Genomic DNA, 21,960 nt, shown 5'->3' on the forward strand with positions numbered 1-21,960 from the left:
CGAAATAAGTCAATAGGTGTTAGGGGTTATTAGCTAATATTAGCCAATACCTTGTTTTATCTTTTGCTCTGTGATATGATTTAGGAGTTATGAAAAAGCTTGATATACTCTCCTCTCTTAATGATTCGCAAAAAAAAGCCGTTACTCACCAAGACGGCCCTTTGCTTATTGTAGCCGGCGCCGGTACTGGTAAAACCACGGTTTTAATTAACCGCCTAGCTTGGCTGATCCTTGAAAAAGGCGTTGATCCTGAAGAGATTCTTTTAACCACCTTTACAGAAAAAGGTGCCAATGAACTTGAAGAAAGGGCAGATAAACTTTTACCCTATGGTTATGTTAATCTTTGGATCAATACCTTCCACGGTCTATGTGAAAGAATTTTACGAGACCACGCTTTAGATATAGGTTTATCTCCAAGCTTTACTCTTTTAAACCAAACCGAACAATGGATTTTTATAAGAAAACACATTACCGAACTAGGTCTTAATTATTACAAACCAATCGGTGACCCGACAAAATTTATTCATGAAATAATCTCCCACTTCTCTCGTCTTAAGGACGAAAATATTGCCTCGTCTAAATATTTGGAATACGCACAAAACCTTAAAGACGGGAAAGAAAGTCTCTTGAGTAGTAAAGATAAAGATAAAAAAAATAATGATGAAGAAGATAACCAAGCAGCCGAAGCCATGGAGCTTTCCCGAATTTATGAGTTAGCTGAGGCTTATCATTCATATAATCATTTAATGATTCAAGAAAACTTTTTAGATTTCGGGGATCTTATTGTTAAAACCATTGAACTTCTAAAAACCAGACCAAACATCTTAAAAAAATATCTTTCACGCTTTCGCTATATCATGGTAGATGAGTTTCAAGACACCAATAGTGCGCAGTATGAGCTTATTAAACTCTTATCTGCTCCGAATAATAATTTAGTAGCAGTCGGAGATGATGACCAAAGTATCTATCGTTTCCGTGGTGCCGCCCTATCTAATATCATGCAATTTAAAGATGACTTTCCTAAAGCCAAACAAGTTGTTTTAACAGATAACTACCGCTCCGGACAAACTGTCCTTGATCATGCCTACCAACTAATCACCAACAACAACCCGGATCGCTTGGAAGTAAAACTTAAACTTAACAAAAAACTAAAAAGCCAAACAGACTTTTCCGGTGAAGCCATTTATCTGGACTTTAATACCGAATACCAAGAATGCTTGGGAGTAGCCGAAAGAATTAAACTCTTAAAAGAAAGTGGCTTAGCTTCAAGCTGGGCACAAATCGCTGTTTTGGTTAGAGCTAATGACACGGCCGATAAATTTGTTAAAGAATTGTCTCGACAAAATATCCCCAACCACTTTGTTTCTCTAAAGGGCCTTTATTACAAACCGATTATTCTAAACGCTTTAGCCTATTTTAAACTCTTAGATCATTATCATGAACCAGCCGCTCTTTACCGCGTTCTGCGTATGCCCGCCTTTAGACTTAACCATGACGACCTCTTACTCCTTAACCTTTGGGCCAGAAAGAACGTTTTATCTCTCTTTGAAACCCTTAAACAAGCGGAAGCTGTACCTAAATTAAGTAAAGAAGCAGTTAAAAAGATTAATCATCTTCTGTCTTTAATTACTAGGCATACGGCCTTGGTTAATGATAAAAAAACCTCACGGGTCTTTTTGGCAGTGGTCCATGATTGTTTAATTCCCTACCTAGATCAAGATCTTGATCATCTATCTTTTTCCTATCTTAACCAGTTTTATCATAAGATTAAAAAATTTGAAGAAGCAGACGAAGCTGGCACCCTAAAAGACTTTTTGGCTTTAATTAATCTGGAGATGGAAGCCGGCGAAACCGGTGGACTACGCTTTAATTTTGATGATGCTGATACGGTTAAAGTTATGACTGTTCACGCCGCTAAGGGCTTGGAATTTGAACATGTCTTTATCGTTAACGCCGTTAATAAGCGCTTTCCCACCATTAACCGTTCGGATAAATTACCAATACCAGATGCTTTAGGTGTTAGTGCTGAACAAAATGTCCAAACTCATATTGCCGAAGAAAGACGTCTTTTCTACGTTGCCATGACCAGATCTAAAAAAGGTCTTTACGTAACCGGTGCTAAAGACTATGGTGGGGTACAAAAGAAAAAACCTTCAGCCTTTGTAGAAGAAGCCAAATTATCTACCTTGTCCGCTACTGGTGAAGAAGAAGACGAGCTTAGCCGCGATCTTAAAACTCTTAATAATCCGGAAGAAAAAACTAGCCTACCGTTACCCGTTAGCTACTCTTTTTCACAACTTGAGCTTTTTGAAAAATGCCCTTGGCAGTATAAGCTGATTTATCTTTTAAAACTACCTCAAGAAGAAAATCATTATTTTGTTTTCGGTAGAGTAATCCATTCTGTCTTAAAACAATTCTTTTTGCCTTTAACCGAAATTAACTCACAACAAAAAAATCTCTTTGGCCAAGCAGAAAAATCTTCAATTGATTTATCTTTAAAAAAACTCTTAGCTCTTTATGAACAGTACTGGATTAATAACGGCTACGAGGATAGACAACAAGCCGAGGATTATAAAGAAGCTGGACTAAAAATGCTTAAACAAATGCACGAAGAGATGGCGGAAGAAAAACCGGTTTGGTTGGAAAAGAAATTTAATCTGCCGCTTGGTAAATACAAATTAACCGGTGTTATTGACCGTGTAGATAAACTACCAGACGGCACTTATGAAATTATTGATTACAAAACAGGAAAAGCACCGGCTAAACTCACGCCGCAAAATAAAAAACAGCTTATTCTTTATCAGGCAGCCCTTGAAGAAATCTTTAAAATGAAAGTTAGCAAACTAACCTTCTACTATCTTAAAGACAATGAAAAAAAATCTTTTACCGCCAAAGGCGAAGAAATTATTACTCTAAAAGAACGTCTACTTGAATTAATAGAAGAAATTCAAACCTTTGACTTTACCGCCAGACCAGAAATCATGTGTAAAAACTGCCCCTATAAGAGCCTGTGTGAATTTATTAGGATATAAGTTATTGTTTTAAGTTTAATTAAATGGTATTATACATAATATACAATAAACTTAAATTTAATCATGTTATATAAGAAACTAAAGGCTTTTACTCTCATAGAGCTCTTGGTGGTAATAGCTATAATAGGTATACTCTCAACCTTGGTTATTATATCTTTAGGTGATTCAAGGGCTAGTGCCAGAGACGCTAAAAGACTTAATGATCTAAAAGCCATGGCTAATGCTCTGGAGCTGTATTATGCAGATAATAACTCTTACCCTGAAGCAGATAACTTTTCTCCTGGACAGGCTTTGGAAGCTGGTGGAGTAGTCTACATGAGCAAAGTACCCAATAACCCTACTCCAAGAACGGATGGTGATTGCCAGGATAATGAGTATATATACGAATCAAACACTACGACATATACCATATATGCTTGTATTGGAAGTGATGCTGGATTTTTGTTGGCCGGAAATATCGTAGCTACTCCAGCGGGTATAACCTCTCCCAATGAGTTTATTATCCTGGTTAAAACAGACAATGCCGGAACTTCCACCAGTACTCAATTCACAATTCCAACGACTGGAGCCGGTTATAATTACAATGTAGATTGGGGTGACGGTAATGCTTCCACCGGTTTAACAGGTGATTATACTCATACCTATGCTTCAGCCGGAACTTATAAAATAAAAATCAGTGGAAACTTCCCGAGAATATATTTTAATAATGGCGGAGATAGATTAAAACTTCTAGAAGTGCAAAATTGGGGCAATATAGCGTGGACATCTATGCAATCAGCTTTTCATGGTGCAGCTAATATGGACATTACCGCTACCGACATACCTGATCTTTCTAATGTTACAAACATGGAGCAAATGATTAGGGGTTGTAATTCTTTAGTCGGAAACAGCTCTTTTTCTAGATGGGATACTTCTAATATAACCAATATGGGCTTTAATTGGTATACGCCTTTATTTAATCAAGACATTGGAGACTGGGATGTAAGTAATGTTACCAACATGCAAGAATCTTTTCGTTTTGCCACCGCCTTTAATCAGGATATAGGTAATTGGAATGTTAGCAAGGTTTCAGCTTTTTCTAACTTTATGGCCGGTAAAACAGCGGCTAATTATTCAGCCGAACATCTTGACTCTATTTACAACGGCTGGATTAGAAATCCTCTTATAACTGGTAGGTCAATTCAATTTGGCACTATAAAATACACAGCTGCCGGAGCGGAGGGTCGAGCATTATTAACTCGCGCTAACGCCACGGTCAATGTTTCTAACGTCGCTAATAACGGTAGTGGTTTAATTAGAGTAACCACATCCACTAGTCACGGCTTAACGACTAATAATAAAATATTTAATGCAAATATCGGAGGCACCACCGAAGCTAATGGGCTCTGGGTAGTGACCGTAATTAACGCCACTACTATAGATCTTCAAGGTAGTACGTTTACTAATTCATATACCTCGGGTGGAACAGTTAGGACGGGTTATGGATGGACAGTTCAGGATGGAGGAATATAATAAAAGAAAAACAACCTTTATTGAAAAAATATCATCTTCTGTGCTATAATAAAGGTAGGTAAAGGCACCTTCTAAAAAGCTTTACCAGTTAAAATAAAAAGTAATAAGTTACTCTAATATCGTTAAAAATTATGACTCTGCGCGGCTACCTTATTATCATGATCACCGCCACCGTAATGTTGTGGACCGGTTTTCTTCTGTTAATTATGAACATTAACCCGCAAGAAGCTGGGATGGCGGAGCTCGTTATTTTTTATGCGGTTTTGATTTTTGCCTTAACCGGTACTGGTTCAATTATCGGATTTCTGGTCAGATTCCTGGCTTTAAAAAGACGATTGGCCGGTTACGCAGTAGTAGTAGCTTTTAGACAAGCCTTTTTAACGGCTGTTCTACTTGGTGCCATTTTGTTCCTTTTTTCACAAAAACTTTTTAGTTTGTTTAACATTGGTCTGTTAATCGTCTGTTTAACGGCTTTAGAATTCTTTTTACTAAGTTATCATAACGAAAAAAAAGTTGAAAACTAAAAGAAAAAATTCTGATCAACTAAAAATTTTAATTATTAATAAAATCATTAATTTAAACTTATGTCTTTCTTACAAAAAATCCTTAAAGTCTTTAAGAGTAAATCATCAACCAATTTTCCCGGAGTGGTAGTGGGACAGATTAAGAATATTGATACCCACCCTAATGCAGATAAACTCAGAGTGGTTAAAGTTGACGCTGGTAAAGAAATAACAGTGGTTTGCGGAGCCAATAACATTTGTGTTGGACAATTAGTGCCAACTGCTATGATCGGAGCGGCTTTGCCCGGAGGAATTGTTATCCAACAAGCTAATATCCGCGGTGTTGATTCCGAGGGCATGCTTTGTAGTGCCACCGAATTATGTGTCGGCGAAGATGATACCGGCATTTTAATACTTGAGCAAGGAGAAATCGGAGAACCGATAGACGCTTATATTTTAAGGCAATAGAGAAGAAAAATAAAACTAAACTTAAATTTAAAATTAAATAAATAATTCAAACATATGTTTTTTATCAATACCAGTCAGGACATTTTTTACTTAGTGCTATCTTTTTGTATATTATGGTTTACCATCTTCTTACTCTGGATGATGTATTACGCCATTGCCGCCATTAAACAAACTTACCAAATAGTTAACGGCTTTAAACAACGCTTGGAGACTTTGGATGAATTAATTAGACTAATGAAAGAAAAAATTACTGGAGCTTCTTCTTATATTACGGTTATCGCTTCTGGTGTTGGAAAACTGATCGGTATTTTATCTGGTATAAAAGAAACAAGCAAAAAAAAGACTGATAAAAAAAGCTAAAAATAGCATTGACACCGATAGTTCTTTTCGGTATGATGGAAGCTTAATATTAACCCAAAAACTATAGCTACGCCAATTAAAAAAGCAGTTGTCGCCTTGACCCTGTTTTTGCTAAAAATCGTTATTTACGCCAAAAAGCTCTTAACCGCTTTTTTTGTTAAGCTTATTTATCGCCCTCTGGTTTGGCTTTTTAATAAGCTGCTTATTTTGGTAGTAGTGCCTGTTTATCGGTTATACGGGCTAATTGTTCGTACAGCCGGTGGTCCAGTTAAAACCAATAAACGTAGAGCTGAAAAAATGATCGGCAAGTGGTTATTACACGGCCTGATCATTGTTTTAACCTTTACGGTATTAATCCATAATTTTACCAATAAAGCTTCAGCAATTTCTTCGGATGAACTGGTTGGTAGAACTGTTTTATCTAGACTAGTGGTGGATACTTTAGGAGAAATGGAAGAGATAATTGAAGAAAAACAGAACTTTGAAAGATTAGTTTATGATTATGAAAAAGACGAACCAACCGGTCTTGAGTCTCCTGTTTCCATTTATACTAAAGAGCTGCCTCAAGATGAGGAAGAAGAACCATCCTCTTCAATTCCCACAGATAGAACGGAACCGATTAAATACACCGTACAAAGCGGAGATACAATTTCAGTTATCGCGCAACGTTTCGGTATTAGCGTGGCCACTATTTTGTGGGAAAACAATCTAACAGCCACCAGCATAATTCGCCCTGGTACTGAACTAACAATTCTGCCAATGACTGGTGTTTCTCATGAAGTAGCCAGAGGACAAACCCTGGGACAAATCGCCCAACTATACAGTGTCTCAGAAAACGATATTATTGAAGGCAATTCTTTAGCCGATGCCAACCAACTAAGAATTGGTGCTAAGTTAATGATCCCTGGCGGTAGTAAAAGAGTTGAAACACCGGTTCGTAGTGTAGCCGCACGACCGGCTACTGGTGCAGCTGCAACTATTAGAAGTTTAGTAAACGCACCGGCACCAGTTGTTCCCGCTGGAGATAAAATGGTCTGGCCGACCGTGGGTGCAAGAATTACCCAATATTACTCTTGGGCGCATGGTGGTATTGATATAGCCAACCGAACTGGTACTCCGATTTACGCGGCTGAAGCTGGAACTGTGGAAACCATAGGTTACAACCGTGGTGGTTATGGTAACCAAATATTGCTTAACCATGGAGGAGGCACCAAAACCCGCTACGCTCACCTTTCCACCTTTGGGGTAAGTACAGGCGAAAGAGTAGCTAAGGGGCAATATATCGGCGCTATGGGCTCTACCGGACGCTCTACCGGGCCACACCTTCACTTTGAGGTTATCATTAACGGCCAACGTTATAACCCCTTGAATTATATTCGTTAATACGCTATATTGTTAGAGAAGTTTTAAGGCTAAAATTTAAGGCTAAAAAATAAAGCTATGAGTATACTTATCGGGCTTATCATGATTGTTATAGGCAGTCTGATAGTAATAAAGTCAGAAGCGATCCTTAACACTTTTGGTAGGATGGAGTTTTTTGAAGATAAACTAGGTACTTCCGGAGGATCAAGACTGGGTTATAAGTTAATAGGTATTATTATAACTTTTTTAGGAATCTTAACCTTAACCGGCTTAATCCAGGGTTTTATAATGTTTATCCTTAGTCCGATCTTAAGATACAATCAATAATCAAGGGCCAGTAGCTCATCTGGTAGAGCACCTGCTTTGCAAGCAGGGGGTGGCAGGTTCGAGTCCTGTCTGGTCCACTAATGAAAAAACTTTTTATAAAAAATCGTCACCAAAAAGATATCTGTGTATTAGTGGGAGAAAAAAGCTCAGCCAAAGGTCTGGCTTTTGTTATGCACGGTCTGGGAGGTTTTAAAGAGCAAGACCACATAAGAACTCTCGCAGAAGCACTTTTGGAAAAAGGTTATACAGTAGTTAGTTTTGACACTACTAACTCCATTGGGGAAAGCAGTGGAAGATACGAAGAGGCTACTGTTACCAATTATTATGAAGATCTTGAAGATGTTGTTGCTTGGTCTAAAAATCAAGCCTGGTACCAAGAACCATTTATTATGGCGGGCCAAAGCTTGGGTGGTATTTGTATTTGTCTTTATGCAGAAAAATATCCGCAAAAGGTTCTAGCCCTCGCTCCAATTTCTACTGTTACTTCTGGTAAATTAAGTCTGGAAGCCCATCAAAAATATAAAAATGAACAACTCATTAATTGGCAGAAAACCGGTTGGCTGGAAACTAAAAGTGAATCAAGACCAGGTCTAATAAAAAGACTACCTTGGTCTCATATGATAGACAGATTAAAATATGATTTAACACCTGAGGCTTTAAAACTAACCATGCCCAAACTATTAATTGTGGGAGAGCATGATACTTCTACTCCCCCTGAACATGTTAAACAATTTTTTGATATCCTACCGGAGCCTAAAGAGTACCACGTTATTAAAGATGCCCCTCATACTTTCAGAAAAAAAGAACATTTGGATCAGATTAAAAAAATAATCTTAGATTGGTTAAATAAAATATAGAAACCTTATGCTACATAACCGTAATACAAAAACCTGGTCAGGATTTACTCTAAATATTAACTTCTTCCACTAGGAGGTAGAGGTAATTATTTAATTTATTAAACTTTAAAACCCTACTTCTTAAGTGGGTTTTTTGTTTGTTCTTTATAAAAATAAAAAGGAGAAAAAATGAAGTACAGAGCGGTTAATAATCGTTGCGCGGTAATTATTGATCATCTTAAGCTGCCAATTGATAGAGAAATGGCTTTGTCCATACTTAAAAACAAAGGGTTTGTCTTAATTGAAGTGGATATTATCGAACTGGCTCGTCAATGTATCGATAGATCTAAATATCAAAGAGGAGCAAGGCTTTGTGAAGCTCCAAATATTGTGGATTGTTCTAGTTTTATCAAATGGCTTTACAGTCAAATAGGTATTTGGCTACCAAGGCGATCCATACAGCAAAAAGAATTGGGGGAAGAAATTAGCCTTAAAGATTTAATAGCCGGAGATGTTATTTTTACATCCGGTTATATTAATTACTATCAAGACAATCCTAAAAAAGGCATAGGTCATGTCGGCATAGCCACAGGTAATAACACCGTAATTCACGCAGCTAATAAAAGAGTTGGAATTACTGAGGTTTCTGTAAGTGAATTTATTAACAAAAACAAATTCCGTGGGATAAAACGTTATATACCCAAAGACTCACAAATAACGATTTTAAAAACTCCTCCCGACAGAGAAATTGAAACGTCCGATGACATAAGATGGGTTATTTTGCAAACCCTTAATAAATAAATTATAATAAGCTATAAATAATAAGCCTCATCAATTAATGAGGCTTTAATTTTTTTAGAACATGCCTTGTGCACACTATGGAACAATTCTAAGGGTTCTAAACTAGACATTCCTATGGTATAATGGGAATATGAAGCTGAAGAAGGACTTGCTATTATTTCTATAATAGTATATAATTTAAACTAAAGGTACCCATATTTGGGTACCAATATAGCACAAATCAGCAATTTATGGAAAAAGACTACCTTCTAGACATAATGAGATCCAAAAAAACAGTCTTTACTTTTAAAGACCTTGTCTTACTTTGGAGAGAATCTGATGTAAATTTCGTAAAAAAGAAAATTCACCGCTATATTAAGGCGGGGAAAATGAATTCTATTCGCCGAGGCATTTACTCTAAAGACAAAGATTACGATAGATATGAATTGGCCACAAAAATATATACTCCATCGTATGTTAGCTTTGAGACAACTTTAGGAGCAGCTGGAGTTACGTTTCAATTCTACGGTCAAATTTTTGTAGCTTCTTACACCACAAAAGAAATTGAGTGTGATGGACAGAAATATTCATACAAAAAAATCAAAGATACTATTCTAACTAATCATATCGGTATAGAATCCAGAGAGAACTATAGTATCGCCTCACCCGAGCGCGCCTTTTTAGATGTTATCTATCTCAATAAAAACTATTATTTTGATAATCTCTCAGCTTTGGATTGGGAAAAAATATATGAGATTCTACCTATTTATGGAGGGAACAAACGAATGGCAAAAATGGTAAAAATGTATCACGAAGCCTTTAAAAAAGATTTTAAACTAACAAACGAGTAAGTAAAACAATAATCATATGGCTCTTGACGCTACAAAACATAAAACTATTATGGTAAAAATCCTCAAGGATATTTACACTGATCCAACAATCAGTGCTAGTTTAGGATTTAAAGGCGGAACGGCCGCTACATTGTTCTACGATCTTGATCGCTTCTCTGTTGATTTGGATTTTGATTTACTGGATACAAAAAAAGAAGAGTACGTATTTAAACGTGTTAAAAAGATTATAGAAAATTACGGTAAAATAAAAGAGGCTGAGAAGAAAAGGTTTAATTTTCTTTACATTCTTGCCTATGATAATAAAAATATTAACGCTCAAAATATTAAGGTGGAAATTAATCGTCGTAAATTTGGATCCAACTATTCAATAAAGTCATATCTAGGTATTTCTATGCAAGTAATGGTAAAAGAAGATATGGCGGCCCACAAATTATGTGCCATGTATGAGCGAATCGGTAAGACAAACCGTGATATTTTTGATGTTCAATTTTTTCTTTCTCACGATTGGCCAGTCAATAAAAAGATTATTGAGGATCGCATGGGGATTACTTATGTGGAGTTTTTAAAAAAATGTATTAAGGTAATGGATAAATTTGATGACAGCAATATTCTCTCTGGTATGGGTGAATTACTCACCGAGAAACAAAAGTTATGGGCAAAAGCAAAACTTAAATCAGAAACATTATTTTTACTTAGACTCGCTTTAGAAAAAGAAAAATAAATATGTCCCCTTCCAAAAAACTCCCCAAACTTCTAGTTCTAGACGGTAATGCCTTAATCCATAGGAGTTTTCACGCCTTGCCAGAAACTATGAAAACCAGCCGTGGAGAAACGGTTAATGCCCTCTATGGCTTTACAGCCTTTCTTTTACGCGCCTTAAAGGAATTTAAGCCCCAGATGGTAGTTTTGGCTTTAGATCATAAGGGTAAGCATTTCCGACATGAAGCATATAAAGAATACAAAGCTACTAGAAAAGCCGCACCAGACAGTCTATATGAACAAATTCCTAAAGCCAAAGAAGTGGGCGAAGCTCTGGGTATACCGGTTTTCCAGATACCTGGTTGTGAGGCCGATGACGTTATCGGTACGATAGTTACAAAAATGGGGGCCACAACAGAAAATATTATCGTGACCGGTGACATGGATACTTTGCAGTTAGTAAATGATACCACCAAAATTTATACTATGAGTCGTGGCTTAAACGAAAGCCTAATTTATGACAAAGCACAAATTATGGAACGCTACGGCCTAACCCCTGAGCAGATTATTGATTACAAAGCTCTACGTGGCGACCCTAGCGACAATATTCCCGGCGTGCGAGGTATTGGAGAAAAAACCGCCATTGAATTACTTAAAGAATTTAAGACTTTGGATAACCTTTATAAAAAACTACCAAAAAATCAAACTATCAAACCCCGTCTTAAAGAACTTTTACTTGGAGAAGAAAAAGAAGCCAGGCTTAGTAGGGAGCTAGCGACTATTAGACGAGATATAGAACTAGAATTTAAACAAAGCGATCTTTTATTTGGAGACTTTAATCGTCAAGCGGCCGTTAAACTGTTTGAGCATTTTGAATTCCGCTCTCTCTTACCCAGGCTACTTGACCTAGTCGGCAAAAAAGAAGATAAAGAAACGCGCATAGCAGATAAATTCAGTCGTAATGAGGAAAAGTTTTCTTACCAAGTAATCACTGAAGAAAAAGATTTTAAAATATTTTTAAAAAAACTATCTTCAATTAAACGCCTAGCCTTTGACACGGAAACCAGCGGCTTTGATTGCTTTACCTCAGATCTTTTGGGTATAAGCTTTTCTTTTAAAGCCGGTGAAGCTTACTTTCTTTCCCTTCGCCAACCCTCTTTCAATAAGAACAAAAAAAGCCGCCAAATTAATCTTTTTTCAGCTAAAGAAGAAAGCAATGGAAATGACTCAGTAACTCACCCTTGGCTTAAAAAACTCAAACCGATTTTAGAGGATGAAAAAATTAAGAAAGTGGCCCATAACGGCAAATTTGACCTTAAAATTCTTAAACAATTCGGTATTGAGGTAGCCGGTTTTGATTTTGATACCATGTTGGCCGCCTATCTTTTAAATCCTGGTGATCGCCAATACAGTCTGGACGCCTTGGCCGTCCGACGCTTTGGTTTGGAAAAGATAAGCTCACAAGACCTGTTAGGGCAAGGTAAAAACAAGCTAGAATTTAGCGAAATCCCCATAGATAAACTAGGCAACTATGCCTGTGAAGACGCTGATGTTACCTGGCGGCTTTATGAGGTTTTAAAAAAAGAGCTTGATCAAAAAACCGAATTAAAAAAAGTTTTTGTTGAAATGGAAATGCCTTTAATAGACTGTCTAATGGAAATGGAAACTAACGGTCTCGCCCTAGATAAAGAATTTTTAGCCAAACTTAAAAAAGTCGTAGAGCAAGACATTAAAAAACTTGAGAAAAAAATTTGGCAACTAGCTGGCCGAGAATTTAATATTGCCTCACCCAAACAGATGAAGGAAATTCTATTTGACGAATTAAAAATTTCTTCAGCCGGCTTAGGTAAAACTAAAACCGGTATTTCCACCGGTGCGGAAGAGCTTCTTAAACTTAAAGGCCAACATCCCATTATTGAACCGATTCTTGCCTACCGTGAACTCACCAAGCTAGAATCCACTTATATCTCCACTTTGCCGCTCTTGCTTAATCCAGTAACCAATCGTCTACATACCAGTTTTAATCAAACCATTGCCGCTACCGGCAGACTTTCTTCCACTGAACCAAACCTCCAAAATATTCCCATCCGTACCGAACTGGGACGCCGTATTCGCCGCGCCTTTATACCAACAACCGGCAAAAAACTATTGTGTCTGGATTACTCACAAATGGAACTCCGCCTGGCCGCCCATTTGTCCGAAGACAAGGGACTAATTAAAGCCTTTAGGGAAAAACAAGACATTCACACTGCTACGGCCGCCACTATTAATCATGTGGAAATTAATCAAGTAACCCCAGAGATGCGCAGACAAGCCAAAGCCATAAACTTCGGTATTCTGTATGGACAAGGTCCGCATGGTCTAGCTCAAACCGCCGACATCCCCTACCAAGAAGCTCGCCAATTTATTGAAGAATATTTTGCCGCCTATAGTGGCATAAAAAAATACATAGATAAAACCATCGCCGAGGCGGTAGAAACAGGCTCTGTTAAAACAATTTTCGGGCGACAAAGACAATTAGAAAATATTACGGCCAGTAACGCTATGATTCGTAAAGCTGCTGAAAGAATGGCTATTAATACCCCGATTCAAGGCTCAGCCGCGGATATTATTAAACTGGCCATGATTAAAATACATAAAATGATCCAAGAAAAATGGCCCAATGATCTTAAAATGCTCCTACAAGTACATGACGAATTAATCTTTGAGGCAAAGCTGGAAGTTATCACTAAAGTAGCGCCAGAGATAAAAAAAATAATGGAGAATGTCATTAAATTATCCGTACCGATTGTAGTTGAAGCTAAGATCGGAGATAACTGGGAAGAGCTTGAAGAGTTTAAAATATAAAAAGTTAAAACTATTACTAAATATGAAAAAAGTTGATCTAAAAACCATGGAAAAAGAAATTGCCTGTCTGGGGCTTGGCTCTGAGATGGAAGCTATGCTGGGGTATTGGCACAAAAATAACTTTAAACCAAAAATCATTGTCTTTGATTTTTTATCATATAAACAACTCTTGAAAAAATACCCGACTATAAAAGAATGGGATAATGTAAGCTGGACCTCTACTAAGCCTAATTTTACCAACCTTCAAAAATACGAAACAATTATTCGCTCACCAGGAGTATTTCTATCCCCTGAACTAAGAAAAAAACTGGCTAAGAAAAATCTTAAAATTATCTCTCCAATGCAACTCTTTCTTGAAGCTTGTCCTAGTAAAAAGATAATCGGCATAACCGGTACTAAAGGTAAAGGCACTACCGCTAGTCTACTTTATGAAATTATTAAAAAAAGCGGAAAAAAAGCTTGGTTAGGAGGTAATATCGGAGTAGCGCCCTTTACTTTTTTAGAAAAAATAAAAGAACAAGATTACATAATATTAGAACTTTCAAGTTTTCAGTTAGAAGATATGACAACTAGTCCAGCAATAGCCGTTATGACTAATTTTTACCCCGAACATCTATCCCCAGCTGATCCCAATAATCCCAACTACCATGTTTCGTTAAAAGACTATTGGCAAGCCAAGGCTAAACTGTGGCAAAACCAAAATAAAAATGACATCTTAATCGCTAATGTAAAAATTAAAGAAAAAATTATAAAAACCAAACCAAAGGGACAGGTTTTTTATACAAACAAAGGCAAGCTAGTTAACCAACTACCAGGAGAACATAATAAAGAAAATATCGCCCTGGCCGAAGAAGTGGCTAAAAGACTTAAAATTAAAAAAGAAACTTACACTAAAGCAATTAAAAACTTTAAAGGACTTGAACACCGTCTGGAATACATAGGTAAAAAATATGACGCTCTTTGGTATAACGATAGTTTTGCGACTACTCCAGAATCAGCCATAACCGCTCTTAAGTCATTTAAACAATCAGTAATTCTTTTAGCCGGTGGTGCAGATAAAGGATCGGATTTTTCCCAAATGGCTAAAGAAATTAAGAAAAGAAAAGTTAAACAAGTTATACTTTTCCAAGGCAAAGGCTCAGATAAAATCCTTAAAGAACTTAAAAAAGTTAAATATCCAAAAGAAAAAATAACTGTAGTTAAAAGCATGCAAGAGGCGGGAAGAACAGTTAAAAAAATAGTGTCTAAAGAAAATATAATATTACTCTCCCCTGGCTGTGCCAGTTTCGGAGTTTTTAAAAATTACAAAGAAAGAGGAGAAAAATTTAAGCAACTCCTTAAAAAACAATAAATGCGCCAAGTGGTTGACGCATTTATTTTAGCTGATGATAAAACCAACCTAAAGGAAGTAGATTGATAAAAATCCTTAAAACTATTCTTCTTCAACTGCCTCAAGACATAAAGGAGACAAAGATGCCACCTCCAAGTCTTTCCCACAGTTTGAACAAGTAAGCAAATCTTGTTCATAAACTTCGTCATCCAAGATAACGTCGCTATGACACAAGGGGCAAGATCCTATGATCATAAAAAATAAATAATTAAGTTGCTTTTATTATAACATATTCTTAAAAACAAAAAAACCGCCAAAATTACTTATAATATAAGTGTTTTTTGATGGTTTACTCAGTATGCACTAATTTTCTTATAAAATAACTGTCCCCAATTTTTTGGTTTTATCACCAAATTACCTGAGAGGCCTTTAGCAAATAGGGATTATTTTTATTGAGACCCTTGGCGCCAAAATCATGGTCACTTAAACCTATTTCGGCAAATTACGCCAACGTTTTAAACTTCTTTCTCTAGCCAAAGCTTTTTCCAACTTAGCACTTAAAGCTGCGAAGTCTACATCATCACCTTGGCGAATTCTTTCTTTAAGTTTCTCTGCTTCACTCTTGGCCTGTGCGATCAATTCTTCATCCAACTCATCTGCTCTTTCGGCAGTATCCGCTAAAATCACCACCTTACCCAAAACCACTTCAACTAAACCACCAGACACAGACATAATCTCAATATCTCCATTCTCGGTTTCAGCTTCAACCACCCCAGGTGCCAAAATAGAAACCAAGGGAATATGGTGGGGTAAAATAGTAATCTCACCGCTAACCGTCGGGACGGTTACCCGACTAACGCGGCTTTTTAAAACCACTCTTTCGGGAGAAACTATTTCAAAAGTGAAAAAATCTTTATCTGACATATTATTTAAGCCACTTCTTCAATGGTGCCTTTCATATAAAACTCATCTTCGCTCTTACTGTCATATTTACCTTCAAGAATTTCTTTAAAGCCTTTAATAGTATCACTTAAAGATACATATTTACCACTACGTCCGGTAAAGGTCTCAGCCACAAAGAAAGGTTGGGACAAAAATCTTTGGATCTTACGAGCGCGACTAACGGTAATCTTATCCTCAGCTGACAATTCTTCCATACCAAGAATAGCGATAATGTCTTGAAGGTCCTTATAACGCTGCAAAATCTTTTGTACCCCACGAGCTGTTTCATAATGCTCTTGTCCAACAACATCCGGAGATAAAATAGTAGAAGAAGAGTCTAGTGGGTCAACCGCGGGATATATACCCAACTCGGATAATCCTCTGGACAAAACTACGGTAGAGTCAAGATGTCCGAAGGTAGTAGCCGGTGCGGGATCGGTTACGTCATCAGCCGGAACATAAACGGCTTGAATGGAAGTAATGGAACCTTTATTAGTGGAAGTAATACGTTCTTGTAATTGTCCCATTTCAGTCGCCAACGTCGGCTGATAACCCACGGCTGAAGGCAATCTTCCAAGCAAAGCCGAAACTTCAGCACCGGCCTGAGTGAAACGGAAAATGTTGTCTATAAAGAATAAAACATCTTGACCTTGTTCATCTCTAAAGTACTCGGCCATACAAAGTCCAGTTAAAGCCACGCGAGCACGAGCTCCAGGTGGTTCATTCATCTGTCCAAAAACCATGGCCAGCTTGTCTATAACCTTAGCTTCTTTCATTTCATGATAAAGATCATTACCTTCACGAGTACGCTCTCCTACACCGGCAAACACTGAAACTCCACCATGAGCCTTAGCAATGTTATTGATCAACTCCTGGATAATTACCGTCTTACCAACACCAGCTCCACCAAATAAACCAACCTTACCACCCTTAAGAATAGGACAGATTAGGTCAATAACTTTAATGCCGGTTTCTAGAATCTCAGTCTTAATAGATTGTTCAGTAAATTCCGGGGCACTGCGGTGAATAGGATAAGTATGCTTAGCTTCAACTTTAGCTCCACCGTCTATAGTTTCTCCTAAAACATCAAAAATACGGCCCAACGTCTCTTGTCCAACTGGTACGGTAATGGGAGCTCCGCTATCTGTAACAATATCTCCGCGCTTTAAACCGTCGGTGGTGCTCATAGCCACTGTTCGTACCATATTACCACCCAAGTGTTGTGCAACTTCCAAAGTTAAAGAAGTTTGCCCGTTAGTTACGGTTAAGGCGTTATTAATATCCGGTAAATGTCCTGGGAAATGAACATCCGCCACCACTCCGATAATTTGCTTAATCTCACCCTGGTTATTTTTTAACATATTGATAGTTTTAAAATATAAAAGACAATTATTAAATTATTCAAGCGCCGCCACCCCGGCCGTAATTTCGGCAATCTCACCGGTAATGGAAGCTTGCCTGGCTTTGTTGTAGAACAAAGTCAATTCTCCAACCAAATCACCGGCCGCTTTAGTGGCCTGATGCATAGCGGACATACGAGCACTATGCTCCGAAGCGCTTGACTCAAGCATGGCTTGCAAAAGTTGGACTTCCACCAAACGAGGTGCCACGGTTTTTAACACTTCATGAGCCGAAGGCTCAAAAGTGTATTCATAAGACAAACCTTGTCCAGACAAATGTTTTTTCTCCTTAGACTCAAGCATCTCAGGAGTTAAACCAACTTTATCATCGCGGTCAAAAAGACCAAAAGCCCCATCAGTCGGACGAGTTTCAATCGGCAAAAGTTGCCTAATCCTCGGAGACTGTTTAACAGCGTTGATAAAATCAGTATAAGCTACTAGAACTTGATCATATTTCTTTTCAATAAAACCGTCCATAATAAACTTAGCCAAAGCGGTTACTGAAGAAGAATCAATTAAAGCTTCTTCTTTAGGAAAACGAGCAGATACCTCAAACTCGGAAGCTAGAACTTCTCCCTTACGCCCAACTAAGACCAAATCTGTTTTTGAATCATCTTGGCGAGCTGCTTGTTTTACTTCAGTTAATAAAGCAGAATTAAAACCACCACACAAACCGCGATTGGAAGTAATAACCACAATAGCCTGACGCTTCATCTCCTTGGGTTTTTCCAAAAGAGGATGAACACCTTGTCCATTTTTGGTTTCAGCTACGTGCAAAAGCGTTTCCCAACTTAAGTTGGCATAAGTTCTGGTAGCCAAAGCCGCTTCCACTGCTTTACGCATCTTGGCAGCCGCCACCATCTCCATCGCCCTGGTAATCTTTTTAGTACTGGCAACAGATTTTATTCTTCTTTGGATGTCTTTGGTTTTGGCCATATAAAATTAAACAATAAGGTAATCCACCGTAGTTTTATAATCAAGCACTGCTTGCTTTAAAGCTTCAACTGTTTCATCACTTAAAACTCCAGATTTTTCAATTTCAGCTAATAACTCACCATGAGACAAATTAAGGTAATGTCTTAAACCGTGTTCAAACTCTACAATTTTTTCCACTGGTACATTATCCAATTCTCCGGCAGTAGCGGCCCAGAAAATAACCGTCTGTTCAGCTACCGGCACCGGTGAATATTGAGGTTGTTTGAAGACTTCAAAAAGTCTCTTACCTCTCTCTAGTTTTCGTCTTGTTTCATCATCCAAATCTGAACCAAACTGGGAAAAGGCGGCTAACTCACGATACTGAGCCGCTTCTAAACGAAGTTGTCCGGCTACTTTTTTCATAGCCTTAATTTGGGCGGCTGAACCGACACGGGAAACAGATAAACCGGCGTTAATGGCTGGGCGAATACCTTGGTAGAATAGATCCGGCTCAAGATAAATCTGTCCATCGGTAATGGAAATGACGTTAGTTGGAATATAGGCGCTACTGTCTCCGGCTTGGGTTTCAATAATCGGCAAAGCGGTAATGGAGCCACCACCGTGTTCGCGATTAAGCTTACAAGCTCTTTCTAAAAGACGAGAGTGAAGATAGAAAACATCACCAGGATAAGCTTCACGTCCAGGAGGACGACGCAAAAGCAAGGCGATTTCTCGGTAAGCAACCGCGTGCTTAGATAAATCATCATAAACGATCAGGCTGTCTTTGCCTTGGTCTAAAAAGTATTCAGCCATAGCGCAACCGGCATAAGGAGCGATATACAAAAGAGGAGAAGGATCAGAAGCTCCGGCTAAAACTATAGTGGTGTATTCCATGGCTCCGGCTTCTTCTAATTTAGATAAAATACTAGCTACCTTAGATTCTTTTTGTCCAATGGCTACATAAATACAATTAATATTCTTACCTTTTTGGTTAATAATAGCATCAATGGCAATGGCAGTTTTTCCTACCTGACGATCTCCAATAATAAGCTCACGTTGTCCCCGTCCAATCGGTACCATAGCGTCAATGGATTTAATACCAGTTTGCAGAGGTTCATTAACAGATTGTCTGGTAATAACCCCAGGGGCTATTTTTTCCACCGGATAGTGCGCAGAGGCCGCTACCGCACCTTTTCCGTCCAAAGCCTCACCCAAAGGGTTAACTACTCTACCAACCACTCCCTCTCCCACTGGTACTTCAAGAATACGGCCCATAGGCTTAACTTCATCACCCTCCTTAACAAAACGACTATCGCCTAAAATAATAGCTCCAACTTCGTCTTCGCCCAAGTTAAGCGCTACGGCAGTAACCGAACCGTTTGAAGTTTTAATTTCAAGCATTTCCGACATTCTGGCTTCACTTAAGCCGGTAATGGCGGCAATACCATCGCCCAGACGAATAACTCGTCCAACCGAACTGCGAGTAGCTCCTTCCTCAAAAGAAGCAATACGCTCTTTAATCTGCTCTACTAAAAAATCTTTGGTTTGTGACATACAATTGATAATAATGATCTTAATGATTTAAAATTATTTTTATTTTAAATTAATTTAATTTAAACTTTTAATTCTCTTTCTACCGGAGCCAAGATAGCCTTCTTTAAGCTTAACAGCTTATGGCGTAAATCAGCCTCAATTACCTTATCCTCATATCTGATAATTACGCCTCCTAAAAGCTCTGGCTCTAAAACTTGCTCCCAAACAACTTCTTTAACTTTGGTTTGTTTTAAAACCGTTTCGGTAATAATCTTCATAGCTTCACTATCCATCTTATAGGCAGAAGATAACTTGGCTCTACATAAACCAGCCGCCAAATCGTTTTGTTTTTGCACTTCATTCATAATCGCCTCCAACCTCTTATAATCTCCCGATTTCTTTATCAGCCTAAGCCAACCGTCTATAATGGACGGGAAATCTTTATTTGGTCTTTCGGCCAAAATTTCTCGTAAGGCTTTAGCGTAAACGGAAGAAGGATAAGACATATTAGAGGTTCTTTAAAGACTTTTCAATAATTTTTTTATCTTTTTCTTTATCCATTTTTTCAGCCAAAATCTTGGGCCAACTTAAAGCAATCATCTCGGCCACTTCTTTTTTAATCTCTTCAAGAATTTCAGCTTTTTCAGTTTGCATTCTGGCTTTTTCTCGGTTAATTAAAACTCCGATCTCTTCTTTGGCCTTAGCTATTAATTCATCCTTTTTCAGATCGGCTTTATGTTGAGCTTGTTCTAAAATAGCCGCTGCTTCAGCTTTGGTGGATTGCAATAAAACAGTTTGTTCTTCTTTCGTTTTGGTTAAACGTTCTTCAATTTCTTGTGCTGACTTTAAACTATGTTCAATTTTAGCCGAACGATCGCCCATTACCTTAAACAAAGGCTTAAAAACAAAGAAATAAAGAATAAGAAAAACAATAGCAAAGTTAACCGCCTGAGCGATCAACAACTTAATATCTAGATAAAAATTGGAAATCAAAGAATCCATAAAAGGGAAATTTAATAATCTTTTAACGTCTGCCCCATCTAATCTAGAACGGAGCAGGTGGTCAAAAGACCATTACCTAGTTAATACCAAAGGCAATAACTAAGGCGTAAATGGCGATAGCTTCAGCAAAAGCACAAGCTAAAAGCATCGGCACCAAGATCTTACCGGCTGCTTCCGGATTACGACCAATGGCTTCCATAGCTTTAGCACCGATGTAACCGATACCCAAAGCCGGAGCAATTGAGCCCAAACCAATAGCCAAAGCCTTGGCAAGCATAACATTTTCCATATTTTTGTCTTTTATTAATTAATAACTGATCTTTATCCTAAAAACTCAAATAACCGGGTTTTAAGGGCAAAGATTAGGCATTAAACCATCTTAATATTTTAAAAACTAATGCTCCTCCGCTGAGGTACTAATGGAAACATATATCAAAACCAATATAGCAAAGATCAGCGCTTGAATCAAGCCGACGATTATTTCCAAGAATATAAAAGGGATAGGTACAACAAAAGCAAAGATAGCGGCCATGGAAGCTAAAAGCACTTCACCGGCAAAAACATTGCCGAATAAACGAAAAGACAAAGAGGCAACCTTGGCAGCTTCTCCGATAATCTCCACTAACCCCACAAAGGCTTTAATCGGATTAACCAAAATAATGGTTGGCTCTTTAAGGATTTTTTTAGGAATCTCCAAAAAGGCCTTGATGTTAATAAACTTATTAAGATAACTCCAAGCCCCGACAGCAGCTACTCCGAAAATATGGCTGGCTACTACTCCAATGGAAGCTAGGGCTAAAGTGGTATTTAAATCAGCAGTACCACCTCGCAACCAAGGAATAAAGTGCGGATAACCGTCTTGAATAACAATATGACCAAAAGATCCCATGCCTGGTATTAAACCCATCCAGTTGTTGATCAGAATAAGGAAAAAGAAACTTAAGGCAAAAGGAGCAAACTTTAAAGTTTTTTGCCTAGAGCCGGTAATTAAATCAAAAATCTCAAAGAACTTTTCAAAAAGCATTTCAAAAACATTTTGTAACTTACCTGGCACGGTTTTAATTTTTGAACGAAGAGACAATGCGACCAAAATGATAACCAACAAAGCCAAAGCAGAAGTAAACAAAGAATTGGTTACAGGAAAATCACCGATATTAAAAATCGGTTCAGCATAGAGCATATGCTCATGTTTCATTTCTTGGCTTGAATCAGCGGAAGCGGCCATCTTGTTAGAATAACTAAGTTAATTAAAAATTAAGTC

Annotated in this window: 22 protein-coding genes and 1 tRNA gene; 14 read left to right on the forward strand and 9 right to left on the reverse strand. The window is 37.8% G+C overall.

The genetic code is table 11. The features are described from left to right. Positions 1–89: 89 nt before the first annotated feature. From QY321_03650 to murD, 14 genes are all read left to right on the forward strand, one after another. On the forward strand, positions 90–3,032 hold the full coding sequence (locus QY321_03650; protein ID WKZ24683.1) for an ATP-dependent DNA helicase: 2,943 nt from the start codon (positions 90–92) through the stop codon (positions 3,030–3,032). Between the two features lie 63 nt (positions 3,033–3,095). Further along, complete coding sequence (locus QY321_03655) at positions 3,096–4,544, forward strand: BspA family leucine-rich repeat surface protein (protein ID WKZ24684.1); 1,449 nt, start codon at positions 3,096–3,098, stop codon at positions 4,542–4,544. Between the two features lie 131 nt (positions 4,545–4,675). After that, entirely contained in the window at positions 4,676–5,068 is a 393-nt protein-coding gene (locus QY321_03660) for a hypothetical protein (GenBank protein ID WKZ24685.1), read from the forward strand. Between the two features lie 60 nt (positions 5,069–5,128). Then, entirely contained in the window at positions 5,129–5,515 is a 387-nt protein-coding gene (locus QY321_03665; GenBank protein WKZ24686.1) for a hypothetical protein, read from the forward strand. A 54-nt stretch (positions 5,516–5,569) separates the two neighbouring features. After that, complete coding sequence (locus tag QY321_03670; GenBank protein WKZ24687.1) at positions 5,570–5,875, forward strand: hypothetical protein; 306 nt, start codon at positions 5,570–5,572, stop codon at positions 5,873–5,875. Positions 5,876–5,971: 96 nt separating this feature from the next. Continuing rightward, positions 5,972–7,258: a peptidoglycan DD-metalloendopeptidase family protein gene (locus QY321_03675; protein ID WKZ24688.1), complete on the forward strand. Its 1,287-nt coding sequence runs from the start codon at positions 5,972–5,974 to the stop codon at positions 7,256–7,258. Between the two features lie 57 nt (positions 7,259–7,315). Continuing rightward, positions 7,316–7,564, forward strand: a complete 249-nt coding sequence (locus QY321_03680; GenBank protein WKZ24689.1) for a hypothetical protein — start codon at positions 7,316–7,318, stop codon at positions 7,562–7,564. A gap of 4 nt (positions 7,565–7,568) precedes the next feature. Next, positions 7,569–7,641, forward strand: a tRNA-Ala gene (locus QY321_03685). A gap of 3 nt (positions 7,642–7,644) precedes the next feature. Next, positions 7,645–8,421: an alpha/beta fold hydrolase gene (locus QY321_03690; GenBank protein ID WKZ24690.1), complete on the forward strand. Its 777-nt coding sequence runs from the start codon at positions 7,645–7,647 to the stop codon at positions 8,419–8,421. Positions 8,422–8,589: 168 nt separating this feature from the next. After that, entirely contained in the window at positions 8,590–9,201 is a 612-nt protein-coding gene (locus tag QY321_03695) for an NlpC/P60 family protein (protein ID WKZ24691.1), read from the forward strand. Between the two features lie 230 nt (positions 9,202–9,431). Then, a complete protein-coding gene (locus QY321_03700; GenBank protein ID WKZ24692.1) occupies positions 9,432–10,031 on the forward strand; it encodes a hypothetical protein in 600 nt (199 codons plus the stop codon). A 16-nt stretch (positions 10,032–10,047) separates the two neighbouring features. Beyond that, entirely contained in the window at positions 10,048–10,752 is a 705-nt protein-coding gene (locus QY321_03705; protein WKZ24693.1) for a nucleotidyl transferase AbiEii/AbiGii toxin family protein, read from the forward strand. Positions 10,753–10,754: 2 nt separating this feature from the next. After that, positions 10,755–13,577: a DNA polymerase I gene (gene polA, locus QY321_03710; protein ID WKZ24694.1), complete on the forward strand. Its 2,823-nt coding sequence runs from the start codon at positions 10,755–10,757 to the stop codon at positions 13,575–13,577. Positions 13,578–13,599: 22 nt separating this feature from the next. Next, positions 13,600–14,928, forward strand: coding sequence for a UDP-N-acetylmuramoyl-L-alanine--D-glutamate ligase (gene murD / locus QY321_03715; protein ID WKZ24695.1), 1,329 nt, complete (start codon positions 13,600–13,602; stop codon positions 14,926–14,928). 81 nt (positions 14,929–15,009) lie between these two features. On the opposite strand, the gene QY321_03720 is transcribed toward murD, so the two are convergent. The 9 genes from QY321_03720 to QY321_03760 all read right to left on the reverse strand — a co-directional run bounded on the left by QY321_03720 (position 15,010) and on the right by QY321_03760 (position 21,924). After that, positions 15,010–15,162 carry a lysine biosynthesis protein LysW gene (locus tag QY321_03720; protein WKZ24696.1) on the reverse strand — a complete coding sequence of 51 codons (153 nt, stop codon included), beginning with the start codon at positions 15,160–15,162 and terminating at the stop codon, positions 15,010–15,012. A gap of 234 nt (positions 15,163–15,396) precedes the next feature. Beyond that, entirely contained in the window at positions 15,397–15,831 is a 435-nt protein-coding gene (atpC, locus tag QY321_03725) for an ATP synthase F1 subunit epsilon (GenBank protein ID WKZ24697.1), read from the reverse strand. A 5-nt stretch (positions 15,832–15,836) separates the two neighbouring features. Next, positions 15,837–17,210, reverse strand: coding sequence for a F0F1 ATP synthase subunit beta (gene atpD / locus QY321_03730; protein WKZ24698.1), 1,374 nt, complete (start codon positions 17,208–17,210; stop codon positions 15,837–15,839). Positions 17,211–17,246: 36 nt separating this feature from the next. Beyond that, entirely contained in the window at positions 17,247–18,185 is a 939-nt protein-coding gene (gene atpG / locus QY321_03735) for an ATP synthase F1 subunit gamma (GenBank protein WKZ24699.1), read from the reverse strand. A gap of 6 nt (positions 18,186–18,191) precedes the next feature. Further along, complete coding sequence (gene atpA / locus QY321_03740; GenBank protein WKZ24700.1) at positions 18,192–19,718, reverse strand: F0F1 ATP synthase subunit alpha; 1,527 nt, start codon at positions 19,716–19,718, stop codon at positions 18,192–18,194. A gap of 59 nt (positions 19,719–19,777) precedes the next feature. After that, positions 19,778–20,203: a F0F1 ATP synthase subunit delta gene (locus QY321_03745; GenBank protein WKZ24701.1), complete on the reverse strand. Its 426-nt coding sequence runs from the start codon at positions 20,201–20,203 to the stop codon at positions 19,778–19,780. 1 nt (position 20,204) lies between these two features. After that, positions 20,205–20,699 (reverse strand): F0F1 ATP synthase subunit B, encoded by a 495-nt coding sequence (atpF, locus tag QY321_03750; GenBank protein ID WKZ24702.1) that lies wholly within the window; start codon positions 20,697–20,699, stop codon positions 20,205–20,207. Between the two features lie 76 nt (positions 20,700–20,775). Further along, positions 20,776–20,988 carry an ATP synthase F0 subunit C gene (atpE, locus tag QY321_03755; GenBank protein WKZ24703.1) on the reverse strand — a complete coding sequence of 71 codons (213 nt, stop codon included), beginning with the start codon at positions 20,986–20,988 and terminating at the stop codon, positions 20,776–20,778. 105 nt (positions 20,989–21,093) lie between these two features. After that, a complete protein-coding gene (locus QY321_03760) occupies positions 21,094–21,924 on the reverse strand; it encodes a FoF1 ATP synthase subunit a (GenBank protein WKZ24704.1) in 831 nt (276 codons plus the stop codon). Between the last annotated feature and the right edge of the window lie 36 nt (positions 21,925–21,960).

Source organism: Patescibacteria group bacterium (genome assembly GCA_030583705.1).
GTDB lineage: Bacteria > Patescibacteriota > Patescibacteriia > Patescibacteriales > Patescibacteriaceae > Patescibacterium.